This is a genomic window from Halogranum roseipondis (assembly GCF_059695585.1).
In genome coordinates, this window is record NZ_CM185235.1 from 2,493,910 (window position 1) to 2,518,808 (window position 24,899).

The 24,899-nt window shown below is 66.6% G+C and carries 25 protein-coding genes and 1 tRNA gene; 8 read left to right on the plus strand and 18 right to left on the minus strand.

Features of this window, described 5'->3' with window-relative positions; all coding sequences use genetic code 11:
* Nucleotides 1-20 precede the first annotated feature (20 nt).
* Nucleotides 21-686, minus strand: a complete 666-nt coding sequence (locus tag EOHIBHHM_RS13060) for a TVP38/TMEM64 family protein (RefSeq protein ID WP_497251252.1) — start codon at nucleotides 684-686, stop codon at nucleotides 21-23.
* Between the two features lie 100 nt (nucleotides 687-786).
* On the opposite strand from EOHIBHHM_RS13060, the gene EOHIBHHM_RS13065 reads away from it, so the two are divergent.
* Nucleotides 787-1,167, plus strand: coding sequence for a DUF5830 family protein (locus tag EOHIBHHM_RS13065; RefSeq protein ID WP_497251254.1), 381 nt, complete (start codon nucleotides 787-789; stop codon nucleotides 1,165-1,167).
* Nucleotides 1,168-1,184: 17 nt separating this feature from the next.
* On the opposite strand, the gene EOHIBHHM_RS13070 is transcribed toward EOHIBHHM_RS13065, so the two are convergent.
* Nucleotides 1,185-2,258 (minus strand): DUF7115 domain-containing protein, encoded by a 1,074-nt coding sequence (locus EOHIBHHM_RS13070; protein WP_497251256.1) that lies wholly within the window; start codon nucleotides 2,256-2,258, stop codon nucleotides 1,185-1,187.
* Between the two features lie 174 nt (nucleotides 2,259-2,432).
* Between EOHIBHHM_RS13070 and EOHIBHHM_RS13075 the strand changes: the two genes are divergently transcribed.
* Nucleotides 2,433-2,611: transfer RNA gene (locus tag EOHIBHHM_RS13075), tRNA-Met, on the plus strand.
* Between the two features lie 366 nt (nucleotides 2,612-2,977).
* On the opposite strand, the gene EOHIBHHM_RS13080 is transcribed toward EOHIBHHM_RS13075, so the two are convergent.
* Nucleotides 2,978-4,147: an AI-2E family transporter gene (locus EOHIBHHM_RS13080; RefSeq protein WP_497251258.1), complete on the minus strand. Its 1,170-nt coding sequence runs from the start codon at nucleotides 4,145-4,147 to the stop codon at nucleotides 2,978-2,980.
* A 109-nt stretch (nucleotides 4,148-4,256) separates the two neighbouring features.
* Between EOHIBHHM_RS13080 and EOHIBHHM_RS13085 the strand changes: the two genes are divergently transcribed.
* Entirely contained in the window at nucleotides 4,257-4,643 is a 387-nt protein-coding gene (locus tag EOHIBHHM_RS13085) for a hypothetical protein (protein ID WP_497251260.1), read from the plus strand.
* Nucleotides 4,644-4,741: 98 nt separating this feature from the next.
* On the opposite strand, the gene EOHIBHHM_RS13090 is transcribed toward EOHIBHHM_RS13085, so the two are convergent.
* The 5 genes from EOHIBHHM_RS13090 to EOHIBHHM_RS13110 all read right to left on the minus strand — a co-directional run bounded on the left by EOHIBHHM_RS13090 (nucleotide 4,742) and on the right by EOHIBHHM_RS13110 (nucleotide 7,457).
* Entirely contained in the window at nucleotides 4,742-4,993 is a 252-nt protein-coding gene (locus EOHIBHHM_RS13090) for a DUF7999 family protein (protein WP_497251262.1), read from the minus strand.
* A 220-nt stretch (nucleotides 4,994-5,213) separates the two neighbouring features.
* A complete protein-coding gene (locus tag EOHIBHHM_RS13095) occupies nucleotides 5,214-5,396 on the minus strand; it encodes a DUF8178 family membrane protein (protein WP_089823144.1) in 183 nt (60 codons plus the stop codon).
* 129 nt (nucleotides 5,397-5,525) lie between these two features.
* Nucleotides 5,526-6,095: a DUF1684 domain-containing protein gene (locus EOHIBHHM_RS13100; protein ID WP_497251264.1), complete on the minus strand. Its 570-nt coding sequence runs from the start codon at nucleotides 6,093-6,095 to the stop codon at nucleotides 5,526-5,528.
* Between the two features lie 42 nt (nucleotides 6,096-6,137).
* On the minus strand, nucleotides 6,138-7,109 hold the full coding sequence (locus EOHIBHHM_RS13105) for an aldo/keto reductase (protein ID WP_497251266.1): 972 nt from the start codon (nucleotides 7,107-7,109) through the stop codon (nucleotides 6,138-6,140).
* Nucleotides 7,110-7,208: 99 nt separating this feature from the next.
* A complete protein-coding gene (locus tag EOHIBHHM_RS13110) occupies nucleotides 7,209-7,457 on the minus strand; it encodes a DUF8028 family protein (protein ID WP_497251268.1) in 249 nt (82 codons plus the stop codon).
* Nucleotides 7,458-8,080: 623 nt separating this feature from the next.
* Between EOHIBHHM_RS13110 and EOHIBHHM_RS13115 the strand changes: the two genes are divergently transcribed.
* A complete protein-coding gene (locus EOHIBHHM_RS13115) occupies nucleotides 8,081-8,371 on the plus strand; it encodes a DUF8072 family protein (RefSeq protein WP_497251270.1) in 291 nt (96 codons plus the stop codon).
* 3 nt (nucleotides 8,372-8,374) lie between these two features.
* Here EOHIBHHM_RS13115 and EOHIBHHM_RS13120 read toward each other — a convergent pair whose 3' ends face one another.
* The 7 genes from EOHIBHHM_RS13120 to EOHIBHHM_RS13150 all read right to left on the minus strand — a co-directional run bounded on the left by EOHIBHHM_RS13120 (nucleotide 8,375) and on the right by EOHIBHHM_RS13150 (nucleotide 16,338).
* On the minus strand, nucleotides 8,375-9,304 hold the full coding sequence (locus EOHIBHHM_RS13120; protein WP_497251272.1) for a DMT family transporter: 930 nt from the start codon (nucleotides 9,302-9,304) through the stop codon (nucleotides 8,375-8,377).
* A gap of 259 nt (nucleotides 9,305-9,563) precedes the next feature.
* Nucleotides 9,564-10,058, minus strand: a complete 495-nt coding sequence (locus EOHIBHHM_RS13125; protein WP_497251274.1) for a CBS domain-containing protein — start codon at nucleotides 10,056-10,058, stop codon at nucleotides 9,564-9,566.
* Between the two features lie 77 nt (nucleotides 10,059-10,135).
* Nucleotides 10,136-11,464 (minus strand): ABC transporter ATP-binding protein, encoded by a 1,329-nt coding sequence (locus tag EOHIBHHM_RS13130; protein ID WP_497251276.1) that lies wholly within the window; start codon nucleotides 11,462-11,464, stop codon nucleotides 10,136-10,138.
* Complete coding sequence (locus EOHIBHHM_RS13135) at nucleotides 11,457-12,647, minus strand: ABC transporter ATP-binding protein (protein WP_497251278.1); 1,191 nt, start codon at nucleotides 12,645-12,647, stop codon at nucleotides 11,457-11,459. The genes EOHIBHHM_RS13130 and EOHIBHHM_RS13135 overlap by 8 nt, the downstream gene beginning before the upstream one ends.
* Nucleotides 12,647-13,714, minus strand: a complete 1,068-nt coding sequence (locus EOHIBHHM_RS13140; RefSeq protein ID WP_497251280.1) for an ABC transporter permease — start codon at nucleotides 13,712-13,714, stop codon at nucleotides 12,647-12,649. Before EOHIBHHM_RS13140 ends, EOHIBHHM_RS13135 begins: the two co-directional genes overlap by 1 nt.
* Before the next feature lies 1 nt (nucleotide 13,715).
* Nucleotides 13,716-14,714, minus strand: coding sequence for an ABC transporter permease (locus EOHIBHHM_RS13145; protein ID WP_497251282.1), 999 nt, complete (start codon nucleotides 14,712-14,714; stop codon nucleotides 13,716-13,718).
* Nucleotides 14,715-14,718: 4 nt separating this feature from the next.
* On the minus strand, nucleotides 14,719-16,338 hold the full coding sequence (locus tag EOHIBHHM_RS13150) for an ABC transporter substrate-binding protein (protein ID WP_497251284.1): 1,620 nt from the start codon (nucleotides 16,336-16,338) through the stop codon (nucleotides 14,719-14,721).
* A gap of 153 nt (nucleotides 16,339-16,491) precedes the next feature.
* Here EOHIBHHM_RS13150 and EOHIBHHM_RS13155 point away from each other — a divergent pair, with 153 nt between their 5' ends.
* The 3 genes from EOHIBHHM_RS13155 (at nucleotide 16,492) to EOHIBHHM_RS13165 (ending at nucleotide 18,311) form a co-directional block, all read left to right on the plus strand.
* Nucleotides 16,492-17,121: a ribonuclease H family protein gene (locus tag EOHIBHHM_RS13155; protein WP_497251286.1), complete on the plus strand. Its 630-nt coding sequence runs from the start codon at nucleotides 16,492-16,494 to the stop codon at nucleotides 17,119-17,121.
* Between the two features lie 87 nt (nucleotides 17,122-17,208).
* The gene (cysE, locus tag EOHIBHHM_RS13160) at nucleotides 17,209-17,793 is read left to right on the plus strand and encodes a serine O-acetyltransferase (protein ID WP_497251288.1); all 585 of its coding nucleotides are present in this window, start codon (nucleotides 17,209-17,211) and stop codon (nucleotides 17,791-17,793) included.
* A 47-nt stretch (nucleotides 17,794-17,840) separates the two neighbouring features.
* Nucleotides 17,841-18,311: a hypothetical protein gene (locus tag EOHIBHHM_RS13165; RefSeq protein ID WP_497251290.1), complete on the plus strand. Its 471-nt coding sequence runs from the start codon at nucleotides 17,841-17,843 to the stop codon at nucleotides 18,309-18,311.
* 144 nt (nucleotides 18,312-18,455) lie between these two features.
* Here EOHIBHHM_RS13165 and EOHIBHHM_RS13170 read toward each other — a convergent pair whose 3' ends face one another.
* Complete coding sequence (locus EOHIBHHM_RS13170; protein WP_497251292.1) at nucleotides 18,456-20,720, minus strand: NADP-dependent malic enzyme; 2,265 nt, start codon at nucleotides 20,718-20,720, stop codon at nucleotides 18,456-18,458.
* A gap of 112 nt (nucleotides 20,721-20,832) precedes the next feature.
* Nucleotides 20,833-22,086 carry a DUF7544 domain-containing protein gene (locus EOHIBHHM_RS13175; RefSeq protein ID WP_497251294.1) on the minus strand — a complete coding sequence of 418 codons (1,254 nt, stop codon included), beginning with the start codon at nucleotides 22,084-22,086 and terminating at the stop codon, nucleotides 20,833-20,835.
* 233 nt (nucleotides 22,087-22,319) lie between these two features.
* Between EOHIBHHM_RS13175 and EOHIBHHM_RS13180 the strand changes: the two genes are divergently transcribed.
* Nucleotides 22,320-23,708 (plus strand): FAD-binding oxidoreductase, encoded by a 1,389-nt coding sequence (locus EOHIBHHM_RS13180; RefSeq protein WP_497251296.1) that lies wholly within the window; start codon nucleotides 22,320-22,322, stop codon nucleotides 23,706-23,708.
* 41 nt (nucleotides 23,709-23,749) lie between these two features.
* On the opposite strand, the gene EOHIBHHM_RS13185 is transcribed toward EOHIBHHM_RS13180, so the two are convergent.
* The gene (locus EOHIBHHM_RS13185; RefSeq protein ID WP_497251298.1) at nucleotides 23,750-24,844 is read right to left on the minus strand and encodes a M24 family metallopeptidase; all 1,095 of its coding nucleotides are present in this window, start codon (nucleotides 24,842-24,844) and stop codon (nucleotides 23,750-23,752) included.
* Between the last annotated feature and the right edge of the window lie 55 nt (nucleotides 24,845-24,899).

Genomic DNA, 24,899 nt, shown 5'->3' on the forward strand with positions numbered 1-24,899 from the left:
CGTGTGACCGTCTCACACCCTCAGCGTCGGCCACCCGACGCGTCGCCGGCGACGTTGCCACCGGTGACGTATCGATAGACTGGTCCCGCGAGTCCGAGCAGGCCGACGAGCGTGACGGCGACCACGAAGCGGGCGTCGACGACGGCCGAGAGCGAGTCCGCCGAGACGACGTCGAGCGACGACCCGAGGAGCACGCCGGCGACGGCCCACGGCAGTTCGCCGACGGCGGTTCCCGCGAGAAACGGGAGGACGGAGACGTTGGCGACGCCGGCGGCGACGGAGACGACGTCCGACGGGGCCGGGAGGAACCGACTCGCGGCGACGCTGCGGAAGTCGCCCGCCCGGTCGACGAACCGCTCGGAGACGGCCGTCACCCGCCCCGTTCCGCGAGCGCGACGGGCCAGCAGGAACGGCGGGAGCGCCGTGAGCGTCATCGAGAGGAGCGCGAGCGGGAGGCCGACGACCAGTCCGAACCCGTACCCCGCCGCAACCGCCAGCAGGGTCGTCGGCCACGCGAGAAACGGGCGGACGACGGCGACGGCGAGCAGCACCGCGGCGAACCGAAACGGGTTCGCCGCCAGCCACGAGAGCCGAGCGAGGACGACGTCGGGAGAGGTGAAGAGCACCCCGAGGACGACGACGGCGAGTACGGCCCCGCCCAGCGCCAGTCGCGTCCGTCGCTTCATACCGACGTTCCGTCACCGGGCGGCAAACGCTTTGTGCTTCTCTCGACCGCTCGCACGCGGAGTACGAACGGTTAAGCGGGACCGGCGGGAACGACCCTGCGTGACCGCCGATTCCGACGACTCGGCCCGGAAGGTCGAACTCGCACTCGACCTGCTCGCACATCTGGAGGTCGACGAGTTGAGCATCGCCGACGCCGTCGACCGCATCGAGACGGTGACGACGAACCCGACGCTCACTCGCGAGATCCTCGACGAGGCCGAGAAGCGCGGCATCGTCGACCGCGAGGACGGCCGACTCCGGACGCGACGCGGCGGGACGTTCGTCCGCTTCGAGAGTCAGGTGGTCCGGCGGGAGGGCGAGTTCGACTGCCGTCGCTGTGGCTGTGGACTGTCGACGGGTCACTTCATCCAGTTCGAGTCCGGAGAGGTGGGACCGTTCGGCTCCTCGTGTATCCGCAAGGTGACTGGCCGCGAGTCCTGACCGGCGGGCTACCTATGTCATCGACCCTGTCGGAGTTCGTCGACGAGCGTCGACATCGTCTCGCGTTGCTTGCGAAGCTCCTCGTTCTGCGCCTCGACCGCCTCTCTGAGCGCGGCCAGTTCGTCGGCGACGCGCTCGTCGTCGTCGACGGCCGCCTCGAACCCCGACCCCTCGAAACCGCCCTCTTCGGTCGTCTCGGTCGCCGTCGTCGAGGGCTGGGACGAAGGTGACGACGTCTCGGCCGGCCGTTCGAGTGACTCCGCGACGGCCGACGGCGAGTCGAACTCCTCGGTGGCGGGCGAAGGGTCGTCTCGTCGGTCCGCCGACTGCGGTTCCTCGGCGTCGCGCGTGGCGTTGGCCGGTTCCGACGACAGGTCGCCGGGGTTCGCGCTCAGCGGGTCCGGTCCGTCGCCGAAGTCGACCGGATCGCGCTCCCGTTGGGGTTCCGACTCGGGAGCCGCCACCACGCGGAACTCTTCGAGGCTCTCGACGTCGTGGTAGGCCAACAGCGCGGTCGTGAGCGTCTCGCGGACCGCCCGAGCCTCCTCGTTCGGTGCCTTGAACCGCTCCTGTCGGCCGTCGGTCGTGATCACCACCGACGTCGCGACGCTGCCGTCCTCGAAACTGAGGTCGGTGACGTCCTCGTAGTGGAACTCCTCGTAGTCGTCGTCCCAGACGGCGCTCCCGATGTGTTTGACCACGCGGGCGCTCGTGACGACGAGCGTGAGTTCGCTGAACTGGAACGTCTGTTTCACCGTCTCGCCAGGGTCGGTGATGCCCGCGGCGTTGAGGACGCCCGCGAGGACGGGGTGAAGCGCCTCCTGTAGTCGCTTGGTGGGGAGGGCGAACGTCGTCTCGCCGTCGAGACCGTAGTCGAGCGTCACCTTCGCCTTGCGCCGGCCAGTCGAGACGGCGATGCGTTCGGCGTCGTGGGTGTACGCTTCGACAGATTCGTCCGACAACAGTCCGTCCGCACGGTAGACGAGCGTTCGCGTGGGCGTGACGAACAGTTCGTCCTCGCCGCCGAGCGTGACGCGGGCGGCGACGGACTCCCCGTTCAGTCGTGAGTCGACGAGGTCCGGTAGGCTCATGCGAGGTGAGTCCCAGTACTATGACATAAAACCGAGGGGTCCGCTCGGAAAACCGAGGGATGGGCTCGGCGAGGAAAAGGTGGGTCAGCCCCGTTACCGACGAACGTGTGAGCAAGTCCCGGAGTGGCGCGATATGAGAAGCTTAAAGAGTATCATCGCGGTACGTGAAAGTGAGCCCGGGTGGCTTAGCTGGACATAGCGCCGCACTCATAGGGTTCGTCGCGTCGGCGTCGCCGGCGCGGCAAACGAGCTTCGGTGCGGTAACCGCCTTGGAAGCCTCCGTCCCATAGAGGACTGCCGAGCCTCGGACCTGGGACATGCGGAGATCGTGGGTTCGGAGCCCACCCCGGGCATTCTTCGACGACTCGTCTCCTCGAGCGATCGGTGTCTCTCGTCCTCGCCACTCTCGATCGGCAGCTGTGGCTCTCGGAACTGTCGTCCGAGGAGTCCGAAGAAACCGTCGACTGCGACGGTCCGACGGCGCCCGGGGGGACGGGCGTCGTCGACCGGAATGCCACAACCTGTCGATGTGAACTCCGGGCAAGGATTCCTCGACAGGTTGCGTATGGCAATTTGAGAGAGGCCGTTATTTCAGTTTGGTGTAATAGCTGAACTCATTTAAATCTCCCCGGAGGCGACGCCACGACGAGAGCGATCACCGACACGGATGTGGACGTGCGTCTCTCGCCGTCACCGGAACGCGACGACTGTCGGTTCGCTCACGGATCGGACGACCCCGACTCGTGACCGCCGTCGGTGCTCTCGACGGTCGTCTCCGGTCGATTGGTCGCCCAGTCGGTGCCGGCGAGGGTCGTCTGTCCGGCGTCGACTCCGTCTCCCCACGAGTCGTACAGCGTCGGCAACGCGATACGGACGAATTCGACGACGACGACGAGCAAGAGCGGGGCGAGGAAGATGCCGTACCACCCGAAGAGCAGCGAGCCGAGGATGTACGTGAGCATGAGCGTCCCGCTGTGGAGCGTCCCGCCCGAGACGAACGGCCGGAGGACGACGTCCGGGATGGTGTCGACGACGACGAGTGAGAGCACCGCGAACGCGAAGACGAACCAGAGCGCTTCGGTCTGTCCGAGGAACAGCGCCCTGCCGGCCAGATACGCGGCAACCGGGAAGTACACCAGTTTCATCCCGACGACGGGGACGAGGCTGGCGACGCCCGTCAACAGTCCGAGCAGTGCGGGATAGGGGATCGACACGCCCGCGGGCGCGAGGTAGTTGAGACCAGTGTAGGTGATCGCCCCGATGGTACCGGTGAACACGGCGTTGGCGATGTTGCCGAAGTAGACGTTCTTGAGGTCGCGGTCGACTGCACGGCCGTAGGCGGCGAACGTCTCGTCGGGGATACAGCGGTAACAGAGTGTGGCGAGTCGGTCTCCGTCGCGAAGCAGATAGAACGCGAGCGCGAGCATGACGAAGAAGTGGAGCACGCCGAGCCCGACGAACGAGACGGACTGCGTCGCGACCGACAGCGACTGTTGGAGCGTCGCTGCGTCGACGTTTCCGGCCAGCAACGCTTGGAGGTCGGTCTCCGTCAACGCGGAGTCGATGTACGGAGCGAGCAGCGCCTCCAGCCCCGACAGCTCCTGGTTGCTGAGGAACCGCGACAGCTCCTGTACTGCGATGCCGAGCGTCGCAAAGACGACGAGGAGCGCCGGCAACACCAACAGGAACATCGACAGGAACGCCGCGAGCGACGGCGGCGAGACACGTTGCCGCAGACGGTGGTGGATAGGTCGGACGGCGTAGTAGACGAACACGCCGAAGACGAACGTCCCGACGAACGTCGAGACGGCGTAGAGGAGGACGAGCGCGCAGACGACCCCGAGTGCGATCCACACGAGTCGAATCCGCTCTTCGAAGGCGAGTGCCATTCGGTTCTGTAGGGCGGGTGAACGGATAACTACCCGTGTCTCGGAGAGTGAGTCCGGAACCGCCCCCACCTGCGGAACTGCTTTACTCTCGTCGGGCGTCTACAGAGCTATGTCCTTCGCTATCGGGCACTTCGCGCTCGGGGCGACGGTCACCGCACTGATCGTCACCTACCTCCTCCCACGGCTTCCGTACCCACGGACGGTCGTCGCTCTCGGTGGTGTGTGGGCGTTGATCCCCGACGCCGCGAAACTCCGCCCGACGAGTCGGACGCTCGTCGCCCTCCACGACGGCCAGTGGGCGGACGTCTTCTGGCTCCACCGGACTCTCGATCGACTCGACGCGGCCGACTCGCCTCGGGTGTCGGCGCTCCTCGTCGCGGTGTTTCTCGTCGTCACGCTGCTGTCGGAACACCGAGCGTATCGAACCGCCCCTCGCGTCCGTGAACTGTACGACGAGTTGAACCGTCCGACTCGTGGGTCCGACCGGCAGCGGTGAACGCGGCGACAGACGAAGCAAAGAAGAGCGGAGACCAGCGAAGAAGAGCGGAGATGAGACGAGCGGAGGGCAGTCGAGCGGGTTCGGCGATCCGGACGCTACCGCGTGAGCGACGTCGCGCGCCACGCGTTGCCGCGCGTACCGATCGGCTCGGTGACGAGCGGCACCGAACTGCCCGACGGGAGTTCCCGGAGCGTCGACTCGAGTTCCTCGGAGGCGTACTCGACGACGTGACGGGTCGCGTTCTCCTCGTCGACGTACACCGTCAGCGCACCGTACTGGTTCATCTCACGTTCGATCGTTACTGTCTGTGCGTGCTGTCTCCCGACTGCTGGGGTCGCCTGTGACATATCCGAAAAACCGCTGTAGGACGAAGTTAAACTCTGTCCTTACACACCTAGTTCGCCCTAGTATGGGATTTCTCTACACTCTAGCAAAGAATCCTGAAAGACCCACAGATCGCTCGTCGAACGTCCCGTTTCGGCGCGGATTCCGTGACATCGTCCATCGGCACCGGCGACACTGTCGCTTTCGGCGGTCAACTGGCGGTGAAAAGCCGTGTCCGTCGGTTCAGACCGGGCGGCCGTCGCCTTCGGTGCCGACGAGGTAGGTCCCGTACGTCACCGCGGCGGCTGCCGGGAGGAGCAACAGCTGTGCGAGCGTCGCTGCGTCCGGGGCTGCGCCGGGAACGAGTGCGAGCGTGCCGACCACTATCAGAACGAGCCCGATGAGTCCTTTCTTCGTGAAGTCCATTTCTCTACTGGCCGTTGGTCGTCGACGAGGTAATGAATTTCGCTTTCCGGCCGAATTTGAGTGTTTCGTGTTACCAAGACCCACGAATTCGGATCGTGTGATCGGCGTCGAGAGAGACCTCGAGATCAGTCAGTTCTCGTACCGTTCGCCGGCGGGGATCACGACGTCGAGCCAGTTCTCCTCGGGCGGGAGCGGGCAGGCGAACGTCTCGCTGTACGCACAGAACGGGTTGTACGCGAGATTGAAATCGAGGACGAACGTGTCGCCGTCGACGAGCGCCCGGTCGGCCTCGAACTCCATGTAGCGACCGTCCGGGTAGGTCTGCTGCCCCGTCGTCTTGTCGCGGAACGGGACGAACAGGGGTTCGTCGCCGTCGACCGCCTGCTGGTAGGCGGTGAGCGTCTGTTCGGTGCCGCCGACTTCGAACTCGAAGGTCGCCACCCGGAGATAGCGGACGTTCGGACCGGCCGACGTCTCCATCTCGACGGGGTCGGCTTCGGGGTCGTCGTGGACGGTGACGTGTGCCTCGACGCGATACTCCGTGTCCGGGTCGAAGTAGGAGAGTCCGTCGAACCCCTCGCGCTCCTCCGGCGGGATGGGCGACTGCGGGTGGTCGGCGAAGAACTCGTCTTTCTGTGTGCGGTTCGACCGGAGTCGGGCGACCCAGTCGTCGGCGTCGAACTGGTCGGCGTCGGTCATAGCCGCGTTTGTGCGTCGGCACACCTAACGGTTGTGAGACGCTCAGCGCTTGGCGGCGAGCAGTCGCTCGAACTGGTCGCTCGTCAACGACAGGTCGGCGGCCGCGAGGTTCTCGCGGAGTTGGCTCACGGTCCGGGCACCGACGATCGGGGACGTCACCTGTCGGTGGTGGAGGAGCCACGCGAGGCTGACCTGTCCGGGAGTCGCGTCGAGTTCGGCCGCGACCGACTCGACGGCTTCGAGCGCGTCGAAGTTCTCGTCGACGAGATAGGAGTCGACGAACTGCTGGTCGGTCGCCGCCCGCGACCCCACAGGCGGCGTCTCCCCACGACTGTACTTGCCGGTGAGGAACCCGCCGGCCAGCGGCGACCACGGGACGACACCGACGTCGTAGTCGGCGCACATCTCTAGATAGTTGCCCTCGATCTCGCGGTTGACGACGTTGTAGCGCGGTTGGGCGACCCGGAACGGTTCGTAGCCGCGTCGACGGGCGAGTTCGTTCGCCTTCACGATCTTCCAGGCGTTCGGTTCCAGCGTCGACGTGCCCAGATAGTTGACCTTCCCGTCGCGGACGAACTCGTCGAGCGTGCGCATGAACTCCTCGACGGGCGTCTCGTCGTCCCAGCGGTGGATGTAGAGGAGATCGACGTAGTCCGTCCCGAGGCGATCGAGGATGCGGTCGATCTGCCGACGGAGATGTTTCCGGTTGAGACCCCGGCCGTTGGCGTCGTCGCGCGTCGGCCAGTAGATCTTGGAGGCGACGACGAACTCCTCGCGGTCCCGGCTGTCGAGCCACTCGCCGATGTAGCTCTCGCTTCGCCCGTCGCCGTACATGTCGGCCGTGTCGATGAACGTGCCGCCGTAGTCCGCGTAGGCGTCGAGCAGTTCGTGCGCCCGTTCGCGACCGACTTCGACGTCGCCGTCGTCGTTCTCCCGTCCGAACCGCCACGTCCCGAAGGCGATCTGACTCACCTTCGTTCCGGTCTGTCCGAGCGGGACCGTATCGAGGGCCATACCGCCACTCCGAATCTGTCGGTCTAAAGCAACTCGGTTCCGTGAACGGAGCGCGATCGGTGAGAAAGAGCGGGGGCGAAGGGAGGGCCGAAACGGGGGTTACTGTTTGTACTCGTGACCGACGACGAAGGCGAACAGGTTGAGCAGCAGGAGGCCGACGAAGACGTACACCTCGCCGGCGTCGAGGCCGCCCGCGAGAAGCGGCAGGTAGAGGAACGGCATGGAGACCGCCGCCCAGAACCCGACGAACCGGAGCGGAGCGACGAGCATCTGACGGCTGCGCTTGATCGGGAACGGGGCAGTGAACTGCGACGTTCGTTCGGTGAGTTGCGTGGAGGGGTTCGACATTGCTTTGGGACCTCGTAGTTCAGACATCTACCCCTGGGGACATATAGGGGGGTGAGCCTTCGCTCCCTTTCGGGGGGTTTCACGCGGGAGTAATCCCACGATATTCATTTTACAGGCGAGCGAGATCGCTCTAAAACGTTTATTATGTCTTCTAATTCTTTTTCTATGAACTATCGCTACGTACAAACATTCACTCGAGATGACACCGGAATTCGCTGTGTCAGAACGACAGCATACCCCCGGCGTCCGTTCGAGGGCCGAAACTCGCCGTGGCTCTGTCGGATCAGATGGGAGACGCGTGCTCGCGTCGAGCCGTCGAGAGAACGTGGTGGAGTCGGCATCCGAGTCGGGAGACTCCGGCCGCCCGGAGAGGCGGCCGGTGTCGAACCCGCAGCAGGCCGGATGCAACACAGTGCTCCGTTGGTCACGCACTGCCCGAACACGTCGACCGAGACGGGAGAGAGGCGAATCGGTCTGCAACCGGGGTTCGGGGTGCGTGACAGTACCGTCGGGAGGAGAAGACGTAGCTATATCTCGGCTACCACGCGTCAGGCACTGCTTACCGGTCCCGAAACGGTTCTCTGACACGTCCAGTTTTATACGCGACGGACCTCCTCGTCGGTATGGCAGAGCTCAACCGCACCGCGAAACGGATTCACAACATCAGTCCCCGACCGATCAGGCTGACGCTCGACGATGGGTCGACGGCGGTCTACCGTCTCTCCAGCACGGAGTGGTTCCAGACGGAGTTCCAGGGAGAGGGGACGCGCGAGGGTGACGACGGGGAGTACCGACTGACGACGACCGCCGACGAGTCCGCCGTCATCGTCGGTCGAAAGGCGCCCGACGAAGAGGGGTGGACGATGGTCGGCACGGTCGTCGACGTCGAGCCGGCAGACGAGGGCGAGGCGTAGTCGCTACGACGAGACGACCGACGTCGAGCCGAGCGCCCGTCGGATCGCTCGGCGCTTGAGCAGGAGGAAGCCGACGAAGATGAGCAGAAACCCCGTGAACGTCGCCACGGACGGTTGCTCGTTCAGCACGACCCACCCGCTGAGTGCGGCGAAGACGGGGGCGACGTACGAGACGAGGTTGATCTCGATGGGGCCGAGTCGCTCCAGCAGGTCGAAGTAGATGAGGAAGCCGACCGCGCTCGACCCGACTGCGAGGTAGCCGAGCGACCAGACGACGTCGAACGACGTCCACGCGACGCCCGCCGGCGACTCGCCGAGCGCGAAACTCAGCAGATGCATCAACAGCGCGCCGCCGAGCATCGACCACGCCTCCATCGACTCGATGGGCATCTCCGCGTCGACGCGGCCGGTCAGGACGCTCCCGAGTGCGAACGCCGCGGCCGCCGCGAGCACGAGCAGTTTGGCGACGAATCCGCCGGCGAGCAGGTTGTTCGGGTCGAGATCCGACAGAACGGCGACGCCGACTAGTCCGAGGAGCAGTCCGAACACGCCCACCGTCGACAGTCGTTCCTGCGGGAGGAACGCGCGGGCGAACCCGGTCGTCAGGACGGGCGAGAGGCTCACGATGACCGCCGCCGCGGCGCTGTTGACCGCCGGGTCGGTCTCGCCGACGAAGAGCAGCGCGTGGTAGGCGGCAATGAGCAACGTCGAACCGATGGCGACGAGCGTCCACTGTCCTCGACCGCGGGGGAACGGGTCGTCGAGGACGACGGCGGCGTACGCCAACACGAGGAGTCCGGCGACGTCGTAACGGACGGCTGCGAACAGTACGGGTGGGATACCGGCGAGGAGACCGGCTTTGATGGCCATGAACGCCGACCCCCAGAGGGCGGCGAGAACGACGAACAGCAGTAGATTCCGAACGCGGGTCACGGAGACGTTCGTCGCGGTACCGGCCTCAAGCTTTCGTTGTCGGCACCGCCGACCGCCGCTCAAACGACTCGTCGAGACATGATGATGAGACCCACCACCAGTAATCCGATTCCCCAGTAGAGTGAGTCACCTGGTAGGTAGGCAAGAATCAGCGTGACGATTCCGGACGTCGTCAGCGACCAGCCGATTGTCGTATGATAGCTCACGGGAGTCGTCTACGTCTCGTCGACGGAAAAGACAGGTGGCCGTGTATACGAGGCTAATTCGCCCGTCGCTCGTCTCGCAGCGCCCGCAACACGTCCTGCCGAGCGATGATGCCGACGAGTCGCCCGTCCTCGACGACCGGCACTCGGTTGATGTCGCGGTCGTCGTCCGACAGCAGATCGAGGACGTGATCGAGGTCGTCGTCGGGTGCGACGGAGACGACGTCGGTCGTCATCACCTCGCTGATGGGTTTACCGGCGTTCTTCAGCAGGTCGACGCCGAGATCGAGATCCTTCCACGAGACGTCGACGGCGTAGGTCAGCGTCTCCATGAACGGTGGGAAGCCGACCGGGATCCACAGCGTCCGGTCTCTGGTCTGGAACAGTCCGACGAGGTCGGTCTGGGTGACGATGCCGACGACGTGGTCGTCGTCGTCGACGACGGGGAACCCGTTGAACTCGGCTTTCGCGAGTCGACCCAACACGTCGCTGACGTCGTCGTCCGGGCCGACCGTCTCGACGTCGGTCCGCATGATCTCTCTGGCGAGCATACTGGAGAGAGGTGTCGTCGAGACAAGAACTCCACGCTCGAACGGGTCTCGAACTCGGTTGGCGGGTCGCGACGTCGTCAGTCGTCGGCAGACGCCTCTACGGACGCCTCCGTCGTCTCGGGCTGCTCGTACAGGTGGCAGGCGACCGGGTGTGCCTCCTGCTGAAGGACGGGTCGCACTCGTTCGCAGACGCTCGCGAACCGATCGCGGAGGAGCGCTGCCGCCCGTTTGCGGTCGTCCTCCGCCAGCGCGTCGAGCGCCCGTTCGACGACGGCCTCGTTCTCCCCCGAGAGCCGCTCGACGAAGAACTCGGCGCGGAGTCGACGCTTGAACGCCGGTTTGTCGCTTCGGTCCTCGTCGACGTCGGCCCACACGTTGTCGAGGTTCAGGTCGCCCGACTCGATGCGGTCTCGGAGGTCCATCACCTCGCGGTACGTCTCCTGGTCGATCGCGACGTCGTCGGGCGGGATGACCTGCGGACATCGCGTCCGGAACCGACAGCCCGACGGCGGGTTCCGGGGCGAGGGGACGTCGCCCGGCAGCGGGTCGACGCGTCGTCCCTGTTCTTCGACCGCCGCCCGCGGCACGCTCTCCAAGAGTGCCTGCGTGTAGGGGTGTTTCGGGTCGTCGAACAGCTCGTCGGTCGGACCGAGTTCGACGACGTTGCCGAGATACATCACGGCGACGCGGTCGCAGATGTGGCGGACGACCGAGAGGTCGTGAGCGATGAAGAGGTAGGTCAGTCCGAACTCCTCTTGGAGGTCCTCCAGGAGGTTGAGCACCTGTGCCTGCACCGAGACGTCGAGCGCGGAGACGGGTTCGTCCAGCACGACGAACTCCGGATCGAGCATCAACGCCCGCGCGATGCCGATTCGCTGTCGCTGTCCGCCGGAGAACTCGTGGGGGTAGCGGTCGATCTGTCCGGCCGACAGTCCCACGCGTTCGAGGTACTCCTGGGCCTTCTCGCGACGGACTTCCCGCTTCGACCGGTCGGCGGGAATCTCCGCGGGGAGGTCGTGGATCTTCAGCGGTTCGGCGAGGATGTCGCCGACGGTCATTCGCGGGTCGAGACTGGAGAAGGGGTCCTGAAAGACGATCTGCGCGCGGCGACGGAACGCCTTCAGCTCCTCGCCGCTCATCCCGAGGACGTCTTCGCCGTCGAACTCGACGCTCCCCGCCGTCGCCTCACGTAGTCGGAGCAACGTCTCGCCCGTCGTCGACTTCCCGCACCCCGACTCGCCGACGAGTCCCAGCGTCTCACCCTTCTGGATGTCGAAACTGATCCCGTCGACGGCTTTCACGCTCTGCGTCTCGCGCCGCAACACCGAGTCGAGGAGGCTGTCCTGTTCGAAGTAGTACTTCTTCAGGTCGCGGACGCTGAGAACCGGCGTCTCAGCGTTAGTCATCGGTGGTCACCTCCTCTCGTTCGAACTGTTCCTCGTGCAACGCCCGCGTCTCGTCGTACGGCTGCTCGGCGAGGACACACCGGACGCGGTGTTCGTCGCTCCCGTCGGCGTCGAACTCGGGGATCCGCCGGAGACAGTCCTCCATCGCCTTCGGACAGCGGTCGGCGAAGTAACAGCGGTCGCCCATCTCCGAGTCGAGGAGACTCGGCACGTTGCCCTCGATGGGTCGGAGTCGTGGCGCGGGGTCGGCGAGGTCCGGAATCGACCCGAGCAGTCCCTGCGTGTACGGGTGGACGGGGTTCTCGAAGACGTCTTCGAGCGTCCCCCGCTCGACGATCTCGCCGGCGTACATCACGCCGACGCGGTCACACATCCGGGCGATGACGCCGAGGTCGTGAGTGATCAGCACGACGCTCATCCCCTCCTCCTTCTGGAGGTCGCGCAGCAGGTTGAGGATCTGCGCCTGGATGGTGACGTCGAGCGCCGTCGTCGGTTCGTCGGCGACGAGCACGTCCGGCTCGCCGGCGAGCGCCTGGGCGATCATCGCCCGTTGGAGCATCCCGCCGGAGAACTGGTGGGGGTACTCCTCGGCGCGTTCGGCCGGGTCGGGGATGCCGACCTGTTCGAGCAGTTCGACCGCCCGAGCCCTGCTCGACTCGTCGACGTAACTTCGCGACGGGAGCAGACTGTCGACGAGCAGGCTCCCCAGTCCGTACCCCTGCGTCCGCGAGCGGGTTCGCCGAGGGTTCGCCCGAGCGCGTCGCTGGACCTCGACGGCCTCGGCGATCTGCTCGCCCACCGTCAACGAGGGGTTGAAGCTACTCATCGGATCCTGGAAGATCATGCTGAACGAGGGGCCGCGCAACGACCGACGGACGCCCTCCGGCAACTGTCGAACGTCGACGCGGTCACCGTCGACGGCGTCGGGGCGCTTCTCGCGGAACTCCTCGGCGAGGTCGGCGTTCCGGTACCAGACCTCGCCGGCGGTCACCCGTCCGGGCGAGTCGACGAGGTCGACGACCGACAGCGCGGTGACGGACTTTCCCGACCCCGACTCGCCGACGATGCCGTAGATCTCCCCGTCGCGGACGTCGAACGAGACGTCCTCGACGGCGTTCACCTGTCCCTCGTCGGTGAAGAAGCGCGTCTTCAGTCCTCTGATCTCGAGAATCTCGTCTGCCATTAGACACCACCTTCCCCTTCGATGCCGGGATCGAGCGCGTCACGGAGCCAGTCGCCGACCAGGTTGAGGCCGATGACGGTCAGCACGATCGCGATACCGGGGATCGCCGAGATCCACCACGAGGTGGACTGGTACTGTCGACCGAGCGCGATGTCGAACCCCCAGGAGACTGCGGCCCCCGAGAGTCCGAGGAACGACAGCGCCGACTCCAGCAGGATGATCGCGGCCACCTGCACCGTCGCCAACACGAGGATCGGCGTGATGGCGTTCGGGAGGACGTGTCGACCGAGCACGCGCGAGTCGGTCGCGCCGAGCGCACGGGCGGCCTTGACGTACTCCTCTTCGCGAACCGAGAGCGCCTCGCCGCGTGCGACTCGGGCGAACCACACCCAGTTGACGAGCGCGACGACGACGACGACGGTTCCGGGGAGGACGACGTCGCTCGGCATCGGCCCCGCCGAGAGGCCGACGAGGTCACGCCACCAGTCGGCGAACCCGGTGACGACCAACGGGTCGGGGATGCGGAACGCCGCCTGTCCCCAGACGCCCACCAGCGCGACCGCGAGGACGAGCGAGGGGAACGCGAGCATGATGTCGGCGGTGCGCATCAGCGCGTCGTCGACCGCGCCGCGGTAGTAGCCCGCGCTGAGGCCGACGCTGACGCCGACGAGCGCCGCCAACCCGGTGCCGAACAGGCCGACGAGCATCGACGTGCGCGCGCCGTAGATGACTCGCGAGAGGATGTCACGGCCGTTGCCGTCGGTACCGAGCGGGTGCGCGAGCGTCGCGTTGTTGTACACCGTCCGGGTCTCGGTGACGACGGTACCGTCCTCGATGACGACGCTCCCGTTCTCGGTCTTCGTCACTTCCTGTGTCTCCTGGGTGGTGAACCCCAACGGCGGCTGTCGGGCCTGATCGAGGTTCTGTTGACCCGGGCTGTACGGCGAGATGAGCGGCGCGAAGAACGCCATCGCGATCATGAACACGACGATCGCGATGCCCGCCTTCGCGAGGAGACTTCGATCGAGCTCCGTCTTCAGATTCCGGAGTGTGCGTGGAGAGATCATATCAGTCGTAAGCCACCTGTGGGTTCAGATACGCGTAGAACGCGTCGACGAGGATGTTGGTCACGACGAACCCCACGCCGACGACGATGAGCGACCCCTGCAACACCGGCCAGTCGCGGGCGTTGAAGCTGTTGATGATGAGCGACCCGAGACCGGGCCACGCGAAGATGAACTCGGTGATGACCGCGCCGCCGATGAGCGTCCCCAACTGGAGCCCGACGACGGTGACGACCGGGATGAGCGTGTTCCGCAACACGTGTTTGTACCGGACCAGCGTCTCGGGGAGCCCCTTCGCCCGGGAGGCGCGGACGTAGGTCTTGCCGAGTTCGTCGAGCATCCCGCTGCGGGTGAGTCGCGTGATGAGCGCCGTGAAGTACGTCCCCAGCGTGACGGCGGGGAGCGTGATGTGCCACAGCCACGTCGTGAACGCATCCCACGCCGGGCCGAACTGGAGCGCGACGGCCTGCGCGAGGACGGTGTCGAAGCCGACGGGGCGGCGACTCGTCGGAAAGAGGTCTAGCTGCACGGCGAAGAGGATGATGAGCATCACGCCGAGCCAGAAGTTCGGCGTGCTGATGCCGAGCAGCGAGAACACCGTCGCGCCGTAGTCGGCGGGTTCGTGCCGCCGCGTGGCGCTGACGACGCCGAGCGGGATGGCGATGACGACCGCGACGACCGTCGCGGCGACCGCGAGTTCGAGCGTCGCCGGCAGTCGCGCCAGCACGCGGGCGGCGACCGGCGTCCGCGTCGTCAGCGACAGCCCGAGGTCACCGACCGGAATCCCGGCGACGAACTCGGCGTACTGGACGTACAGCGGTTCGTTCAATCCGAGCTCTTCGACGACCTGCCGACGGACCTCCGGGTCGACGTTCGGGGGGAGCAACACGTTCGCCGGGTCGCCCGGCGCGACGACGCGCAGGCCGAACACGACGGTGACGACCCCCCAGACGACGAAGAGGCCGTGGAGCGAGCGCTTGAGCAGGAACCGCGACAGAGACATTGAGTTACTTCTGTGAGACGTCGTAGGCGTCGATGCGCTCGTCGGAGCGGGCCTGCCAGTCGAGGCTGTTGTTCACACCGTAGACGCTGAACTGCCGGTTGAGGAAGATCCACGGGGCCTCGTCGTGCGCCAACTGGTTCGCCTCCTGGAGCGTCTGGTCGCGGGTGTCACCAGTCTGTTCGCCGGCGTCCGCCAGCAGCGAGTCGAACTCCTCGTTGCTCCACGTGCTGAGCGCGCCGTCGGTGCTCAACAGCGCCGTCATCACGAGACCGCCGTCGAACGTCGCCTCACCCCACCCGATGAGGAACCAGTCCGGCTTGTCCTCGATGTTGCCGGTGAGCAGTTCGTCGGTGAGCGAGCCGAAGTCACGCTGGTTGACCGACGCGGAGACGTTCGGGAGTTCGTCGATGTAACCGGCGACCGCCTGCGCGATCTCGAGGTCCTTCAGATAGCGGCCGACCGGCGTGTGGAGTTCGAGCTCCGCGCCCGCAAAGCCGCTCTCCTCGACGAGCTGCTCCGCCTGCTGGGGATCGTAGGGGTACGGGTCGATGTCGGAGTTGTAACCGACGAACCCTTCGAGCGTCGGTTGGCCCGTCTGGGAGCCGAAGCCGCCGAGGATGTTCTCGACGATGCTCTGGAGGTCGACGGCGTAGTTCATCGCCTGTCGGAACTGGACGTTCGAGAACGGTTCGACGTCGTAGCGCATCCCGTTGTAGATGATACGCGTCGACGGTGCGGCGGCGATGGTCGCGTTGTCGCTGTCGTTGACGCGCTGGACCTCCTGTGGGGGGACGTTGACCGTGATGTCCGTCTCGCCCTGCAGCAGTTGGTTGACGCGCGTGCTCGCCTCCTCGGCGGCGCGGAAGACGACCTCCGACACCGCGGCCGGCTCGCGCCAGTAGTCGTCGTACCGCTCGAGGACGACCTCCTCGTCTTCGGTGTACGACGACAGTTGGAACGGTCCCGTCCCCATCATGTTCTGTCCGATGTAGGACTTGTCGTTCTCCTCGGCCCACGCCCGCTGGATGACGTCGCAGTACGTCGCGAACTCGGAGAAGACGATGGGGTTCAGCCCGTCGTTCGTCACCTTCACCGTCGTCTCGTCGGTGGCTTCCGCCCCCGACACGCCCGCGAGCTGGTCGCGCTGGGGGCTGGTGAAGCCGACGTCCTCCTGGACGATGCGGTTGATGCTGTAGGCGACGTCCTCCGCGGTCAGCGTGTCACCGTTGTGAAACGTCACGTTCTCCCTGAGCGAGAAGGTGACCGCGTTCTCGCCGTCGACGCGGCCGTAGTCCGTCGCCAGCGACTCGACGATGTTCCCGTCGGCGTCGCGAGAGAGGACGCCCTCGTAGACGTGCAGCATGACGACGTCGGTCGGCGTCTCGCGGTGGTCGTGCGGGTCCAGTCCCGAGGGCATCTGTCCCTGCGTGATGGTCAGCGAGAAATCCCCGTCGCCGCCGTCGCCACCGTCCGAGGAGGTCGTCCCAGTCCCGTCGCCGCCGTCGGAGGGGGACGTGTCACCGTCGCCGTTGCCCGTACACCCGGCGACGGCCGCTGCCGACGCCGCACCGCCCGCGAGCTTCAGATACGTTCGTCTGTTGATGTGGGACTGACTATCAGTCATGGAGGATACTTCTTGCGGTGATACTTAAATATGCTATGGTCACACAACCCACCCGGACGGCCGTCGACCCCGAAGGTGTCTCCGACTCAGGGGCGATCGACCAGTTTCACACCAGGGCGAGCCTTTAAATACGATCGCGGTACAATCGCCCGTATGGCCGTCCCCGGCCGGTCCACCCTTCGAGACCTGTTCGACGACTCGCCAACCCCCCACTTTGCGCATCCGCCGCGGACCCACCACCGCGACTTCTATCTCGCGACCGACGGCTCTTACCGGCGGAGTCGCGGTGGGTTGGGCGCGGTCATCGAGACACGAGACGGTCGACGAGTCGCTCGCATCGCACTCGCGGACGAGGTTCCCGACAACAACGTCGCCGAGTACCGGGCGCTCCACCTCGGGTTGGACGTGCTCGCGGCCAGAGCGCCGCCGTCGGCCCGCGTCGGCCTCCTCGTCGACCACGACGCGCTCGCCACCAACGTCAACTACGCCGTCCTCGCCGCCAGCCACCCCGACTGGGAACCCCCGCGGGAGATCTCGGTTCCGGCGGGGAGTCGACACCACTGGCGAGGTATCCGCGCCCGCATCGCGGGGTTCGGCGAGCTCCGTGCAGCACGGATCGCGAGTCGGGACAACCCCGCTCACGCGCTCGCGAACGCACCCGAGGAGTACGCTCACCTCGGGACACGCTCGCCCCGCTGTGTGCTCCCGGACCCTCCCGCCGAGTCCTCGCAGCCGACACAAGTGCCCCCACCGTCGCGTCACGAACGTCGCGCGGGCGACTGACGCTGGTCCACACGCGTCCACGCTCGTCCGCTCGGCGAACCAAAGTCGACAACTGTTTTCAGCACACTCGCCGTATCTCCGCTACCGATGGTTTCGCTCGTCTCGCGACTCGCCGAGGATATCCGCACCGCGCAGGCAAAAGATCCTGCCGCACGGGGACCGCTGGAGGTCTTGCTGACCTACCCGGGACTCCACGCGATCTGGCTCTACCGCGTCGCGCACGTTCTCTGGGAGGGCGGCTTCCAGCTCCCCGCACGCGTGCTCTCGCATCTCGCCCGCGGACTCACGGGCGTCGAGCTCCATCCGGCGGCCACCATCGGTCGACGGTTCTTCATCGACCACGGGATGGGCGTCGTCGTCGGCGAGACCGCGGAGATCGGCGACGACGTACTGATGTACCACGGCGTGACGCTCGGCGGGAACTCGATGCGACGAGAGAAACGCCATCCGACCGTCGAAGACGACGCCGTCCTCGGGGCGAACTCGACGCTCATCGGGGCGATCACAGTCGGTGAAGACGCACGCGTCGGCGCCGGCGCGATCGTCAGCGACGACGTCCCGGCGGGGACGACGGTCGTCGGGCCGAAGGCGACGCAGTTCACACCACGGGAGGAGCAAGCCGAGTCCGACGACGACGGCCCGGTCGAACCGCCGGCAGGCGCCGCTGAGTGACGCTCGGACCCGAAGAGCTACGGCACACGGCTGACACGCTGTGAGCGATGCCCTCCACGTTGCGCGGCTCCCTCCTCGCCGGAGTCCAACTCCTCCTCGTCGCCGTCGGTGGCGGTGCCTCGCTCCTCCTGCTCTACACGCTCCTGACGCTCCCGCCCGCACCGCCCGGGAGCGACGGGTTCGTCACCGGCGGTGCGTATCTGTGGGGCGGGACTGCCCTCGTCTTCACGCTCGGCGTGACCGGCGTCGGCGTCGTCCTGCCGACGGTGTTCGGCGGCGACGAACTGCTCGGACTCGGCCGCCACCAGCGGACCGGACTGCGGGCAGCCGCCGCCTGCTTCGGTGGCGGACTCCTCCTCGGCGTCGTCGTCACGGTCGCCGTCGACTTCCTGCTCGGCGTGCTCGCGCTCTTCCTCGCGGTGCTCCTCGGCCTGCTCCTCGTCGCGCTCGTCCTCGCGTGGCGACTGTCGGAGGTGGTCCTCGACAGACTGGGCGGGAACGCGGTTCACACCGACTGATAGGGGGTATCGTCGCCACCCGGAAGCGCAGAGACGCCCGGCGAGCCACGGGGTTCGAGTCTTCTAGAGAACAACTATGAGATTCTCCGATAACCCCTATGAGATCCTGAAAAAGCTGGACCAAAGATCCGGTCGGCGAGAGCGCTACAGTTCGCCTTCGCTGTCGTCCTGTGCGTCGACGACGGCGACGCCCGCCAGGTTGACGATGTCTTTGACCTCGTCACCGCGCTGCAGGACGTGGACGGGTTTGTCCATGCCGACGAGCATCGGGCCGATCGCCTCCGCACCGCCGAGTCGCTGCAGCAGTTTGTAGCCGATGTTGCCCGCCTCGAGGTTCGGGAACACGAGCACGTTCGCCGGACCGTCCAGGTCGGCGAAGTCGTAGGTTCCCTCCAGGATGTCCTCGACGACGGCGGTGTCGGCCTGCATCTCCCCGTCGACCGGGAAGTCGACCTCGGGGTCGTCGTGCAGCCGCTTCACCGCGCCCCGCGGCTTGCGGGTGCCCTCGTTGTCGACGCTGCCGAAGTTCGAGTACGACAGCATCGCCGCGCTCGGTTCGACGTTGAAACTGCGGGCGAGGTTGGCCGTGTGTTTCGTGATCTCCGCGAGCACCTCCTCGTCGGGGTCGAGGTTGACTGTGGTGTCCGCACAGAAGACGACGCGGTTCTTGAACGTCAGCATGTAGACGCCGGCGGCGTAGTTCGCGTCCTCGGCCGTCCCGACGACCTGCAGCGGCGGGCGGAGCGCCGAGGGGTAGTGGTGCGTCAGGCCGGTGAGCATCGCGTCGGCGTCGTCCATCTCCACCATCACGCTGGCGAAGTAGTTGGTGTCGCGACGGATGAGCTCGTCTGCCTCACTCCGAGTGAGTCCCTTCCGCTGACGGAGTTCGTGCAGTCGGTCGGCGTAGTGGTCCCACTCGCCGTCCCGCGGGTTGGCGATCGTCGGGTCGAAGTCCAGCCCCAACTCCTCGGCCGTCCGCAGGATGCGGTTGGGGTTGCCGATGAGGATGGGCTCGGCGATACCCTGCTCTTCGAGCTGGTACGCCGCGCGGATCATCTTCTCGTCGGAGCCCTCGGCGAGCGCGACGCGTTTCGGGTTCGACTTCGCCTTGTTGAGCACGACTCGCATCATCTCGCGGGACTTCCCGAGGCGCGCCTCCAGCCGCTCGGTGTACGTCGGGATGTCGAGTTCCTTCCGTGCGGCACCGCTGTCCATCGCCGCCTGCGCGACGGCCGGAGCGACCTCGAAGAGGACACGCGGGTCGAGCGGCTTCGGGATGATGTACTCCGAGCCGTACTGCAGGGGGTCGTCGCCGTAGGCCTTGACGACGGCGTCGGGGACGTCCTGGCGGGCGAGGTCGGCGAGTGCCTGTGCCGCGGCGACTTTCATCTCCTCGTTGATCTCGGTGGCGCGCGCGTCGAGCGCACCGCGGAAGATGAACGGGAACCCCAGCACGTTGTTCACCTGATTGGGGTAGTCGGAGCGTCCGGTCGCCATGATCACCGTGTCGTCGCGTGCCTCCTTGGCGTCCTCGTAGGCGATCTCGGGGTCGGGGTTCGCCATCGCGAAGATGATGGGGTCGTCGGCCATCGAGCGCACCATCTCCTGGCTGACGATGCCGCCGACCGAGAGGCCGACGAACACGTCGGCGTCCTCCATCGCGTCGGCGAGATCTCCCTCGGGGACGTCGCGGGCGAACTGCCGCTTGAACTCGTTGACCTCGTCGGCCCGTTTCTTCGTGATGATGCCCGTGGAGTCACACATCGTGATGTTCTCCCGCTCGGCACCGAGCGAGACGTAGAATCGAGCGGTCGCGAGCGCCGAGGCACCCGCACCGGAGAAGACGATGTTCAGTTCGTCGAGTTCCTTGCCGCTGACGTCGGCGGCGTTGACGAGCGCGGCCCCGGAGATGATCGCCGTCCCGTGTTGGTCGTCGTGGAAGACGGGGATGTCCATCTCCTCGCGGAGGCGCGACTCGATCTCGAAACACTCGGGGGCCTTGATGTCCTCGAGGTTGATCCCCCCGAACGTCGGTTCCATCATGCGGACCGACTGGATGATCTCCTCGGGGTCGGCCTCGTCGAGTTCGATGTCGAACACGTCGATGTCGGCGAAGCGTTTGAAGAGGACTCCTTTCCCCTCCATGACGGGTTTCGACGCCTGTGCGCCGATGTCGCCGAGGCCCAGGACGGCCGACCCGTTGGAGACGACGCCGACGAGGTTCCCCTTCGCCGTGTACTCGTAGGCCTGTTCGGGGTCGTCGGCGATGTCGCGACACGGCGCGGCCACGCCCGGCGAGTACGCCAGCGACAGGTCACGCTGGGTGTTCGTCGGCTTGGTCGTCGAGATCTCTACCTTCCCCGGCGGGTCTTGCCGGTGGTACTCCCGCGCGTCGTCGTCCAGTCCCATGAATTGGGCGACACCATGGGATGGCAAAAAACTATCCGTGCACGTCGAATTTGCGGTTCGACGGACGTCGAAGATTAACTCGGAAGCGACTCAGTCCTTCGGCGGCCGACCGTCAGAACGTGGTCGAGTCGTCGTCCCAGACGAACCCGCCGTCGTGGGCACCGTCGGCACCACCTGCACCGCCAGTGAAGACGGGGCCGTCGCCGCCGCTCGTCGACGGGCGGTCGTCCTCGTCGTCACCGCCGTCGTCACCGTCGTCCCACCCGGTCGGTTCGGTGCTCTCGTCGTCACCCTTCCCGGGACGCGGCGGGAGCAGTGCGAACCGCTCGTCTGCGGCCCCGAGCACCGACAGTTCGTACGCCGTGAAGTACGACTGGACGACGATCTTGATGGGAAGCGAGACCGCCAAGAGTGCCAGCAGCGTCAGGACGCCGAGGACGACCAGCGCGACGACGCCGGCGACGCTGCCGAGCGCCGCGTTCAGTCCGCCGAACGCGCCGGCGACGACGAGTCCGACGAGGAGTGCACCGACGACGACGATGGCGGCGAGAATCCCGCCGACGACGAACGTCGCGATGCCGACGCCGAGTTGGAGAACGAACCGAACGACGAGGTAGACGAGGAACTGTTTCCACTCGCCTCGGAGCGTCGGCCAGAACTGCCGCCACCCCGAGAGCACGCCCGAGTCCGTGGCGATCATAACTGGAACGACGAACTGCTCGGTGAACCCGAGCAGGAGACCGAAGACGACGAAGGCGACGAGGGCGACGGCGAGCAGGCCGAGGAACCCGGCGAGACCGAACCCGGCGAGGAGGCTGTCGAACGCCGCCACGTTCGGGGCGGCGAGGGCGAAGAGCAGAACGCCGAGAACGAACGGGGCGACGAAGAGGAGGCCGACGCCGATCTGAAAGAGCAGGAACCGCATTCCCTTTCCGAACCGGCGTTTGAACGGACCGCGGACGCGGACCTCGTTCGTCCGGAGCGCGTCGACGAGGACGAACGGCATCACCGACGAGGCGACGACGGCGACGACGACGTAGAGGACGACGCCGACGAGGAGGGCGGCACCGACCGCGACGAGCGCGTCCGGGGATAACCCGGTCAGTTCCGAGAGCGACGTCCAGACGTCCGGCGACGGCCCCGGCGCGGGGTCGGGAGCAGGACCGGGACCGGGGCCGGGCGTCGGCCCCCCGTCGCTCGGGAACGAGGAGGGGACGTTCGTGACGCTGTTCAGTCCGGTTCCGCCGCTTCCGAGGAAGAAGACGATGACCGCCAACCGGAGCCATCGCCCCCAACTGAACGGGAGGAGGAAGTTGCGGGTTGCATCGAGCGCGTCGTCGACCGCGTCGAACGCGTACCAGGGCATGGTCGAGACTGTCGTGCGCGTGTCAAATAGATTCCGTCTGGTGAAGTGACCGGGGTGCTGACGGAGTGACCACCTCCGATCGATCTGTCGCGAAGGGAGACAGCCTATCGCGCGAGACTGTACCGTGATCCGAGACAACAGCTATCACGTCTCTCGTCGTATCTATACCGAGCCTCGACGTCGACGCAGAGCGGAGCGTAGCGCGGTCGACGGACGGGACGAGGGAGAGAACGATGGCAACCAGAACAGGCGACGACAGGGCGGCGATAGACCGACTACAGACGGCGGTTCGAGGACGAGTGATTCGGCCGGACGACCCGGAGTACGACGAGGTGCGCACGGTCTACAACGGGATGATCGACAAGCGACCACGGGCCATCGTCACGTGTACCGACGTCGGCGACGTGATGGCGGCGGTGAACTTCGGCCGCGAACAGGGGTTGGACGTCGCGGTTCGGGGCGGTGGCCACAGCGGTCCCGGCCTCGCATTGGTCGACGACGGCTTAGTCATCGACCTCTCGGAGATGCACGGCGTCCGCGTCGACCCCGACGCGAAGACCGTACGGGTCGAGCCAGGTTGTCGCTGGGGCGACGTCGACCACGCAACGCACGCGTTCGGCCTCGCGACCGTCAGCGGCATCCACTCGAACACCGGCGTCGGCGGACTGACGCTCGGTGGGGGCCACGGCTATCTGACCCGGAAGTACGGGCTGACTATCGACAACCTCCTGAGTGCGGACGTCGTGCTGGCCGACGGTCGACTGGTCCACGCGAGCGCCGAGGAGAACCCGGACCTCTTCTGGGCGTTGCGCGGGGGCGGCGGCAACTTCGGGGTCGTCACCTCCTTCGAGTTCCGACTCCACCCGGTCGAGACGGTCGTCGCCGGACCGATGTTCTGGCCGCTCGACCGACTCGAGGAGACGATGCGGTGGTACCGCGAGTGGCTCCCGCGAGCACCGAGAGACGTCTACGCGTTCTACCTCGTCGCCGAAGTGCCGGGTGATCCGTTCCCGGCGGAACTCCACGGCGAGCAGGTCTGCGGGCTGATGTGGTGTTCGCTGGGATCGGAAGAGGAGACCGAGACGTTCCTTCGGCAGGCCCGCGACGTCGCCGACCCACTGTTCGAGCACGTCGGAGAGATGGCCTATCCGGGGCTGCAGAGCATGTTCGACGACCTCTACCCACCGGGCGACCAGTGGTACTGGAAGGGCGACTTCGTCCGCGAGTTGACCGACGAGGCCATCGCCGTCCACCGGCAGTTCGCCGCCGTACCGACGCCGAAGTCGACGATGCATCTGTACCCCATCGACGGTGCAGTCCACGACGTCGACGCCGACGCGACGGCGTGGAACTACCGCGACGTCGACTGGTCGATGGTCATCGCGGGCGTCGATCCGGACCCGGCGAACGCCGAGGCGATCACGGAGTGGGCACGGGACTACTGGGCGGCGCTCCACCCACACTCGGCGGGTGGGTCGTACGTCAACTTCATGATGGACGAAGGGGACGACCGGATCCGGGCGACGTACGGCGACAACTACGAGCGACTCCAGCGAGTCAAAGCCGAGTACGACCCCGACAACGTCTTCCACGTGAACCAGAACGTCGACCCGGCGGCGTAGCGAGTTCGGACCGTCGCGGTGAGGGTAGGGTCGGCCGAGCGTCAGTCGAACCGGAGGATCGCGTGACGGTCGAGCGCGACGTCGCCGTCGGCGCTCTCGACCCGCTGCGTCTCCCAGTCGCCGGTCGACGTCAGCACCTCGAACCCGTCGTCGGTGACGAGTACCGTGTCCTCGCTCTTCGCGCCCTGCACCGTCGGGTTCCACGCGTAGGCCATCGGCGCGTAGACTGGCTCGTCGCTGGTCGGCGTGGCGATCCACTCGCGACCGGCGTAGCCCGCGGCCCCGCCCTGGTGGTGGTGCTCCCACTCGCCGTCGAAGCCGACGGCGTCGTAGGCGTTCTGCACCGCCGCGAAGACGTCGCCGGCGGTGCCGCCCTGCCGGGCGACCTCGCGAGTCGCCGCGAGCGCGCTGACGTCGACCGTCGTCGCCGCCTCGTGGCGCTCGTCGAGCCACTCGGGCGGGTCGAAGGCGACCGTCCGGGTGAGACTGGCACAGAGACCGCTCCGTTCGGCGGTTACCGACAGCAGCGCGTAGCCGCCGAGTTCGACGACTTGCGGGGTGTAGTGGCGGTACTGCGGCGCGCGCTCCTCGCTGCCGACGAGGACGACCGGCGCGTTGATGTCGCGGGCCGACAGCGCGACGCGCAGCGCGGCGGCGACCTCGTGTTCGGTGTCGCCGGGTTCGAGTTCGCGGGCCACGGACTCGACGGCGTCGGCGGCGTCGCGGCCGAGTTCGCGGTAGACCTCGACGTCGTGGTCGGTCAGCGGCTGACGGACCGACGAGGCGTCGACGGCCTCGAAGCCGGGGACGTCGAAGTCCGCGGCCGCGGGCGTCGGCGACGCGGTCGCGACGGCCTCGGCGAGCGAGGACTCGTACCACTGGGCCTGTTCGACGGCGAACTCGTCGGGCACCTCCTCGTCGACGAGGCGCGGGGCTTCGATGTTGTCAGTGACGAGACGGAGGTCGCCGTCGTAGCCGGCGGCGGCCACGCCGACGTCGCCAGCGTAGTCGACGACGTTGTCGCCGCCGGTGAGCCACGCGAAGGAGTTGGGGCGGGCGAACCAGACGGCTTCGAGGTCGTGCTCGTCGAGGTAGGCGTCGAGTCGGTCGACGCGCGAGTCGAGGTACTCGGTCATCGGGTGTGCCTTCGCCTCGGGACTCTTGAAACCGGACGGATTCCGGCCAGTTTCG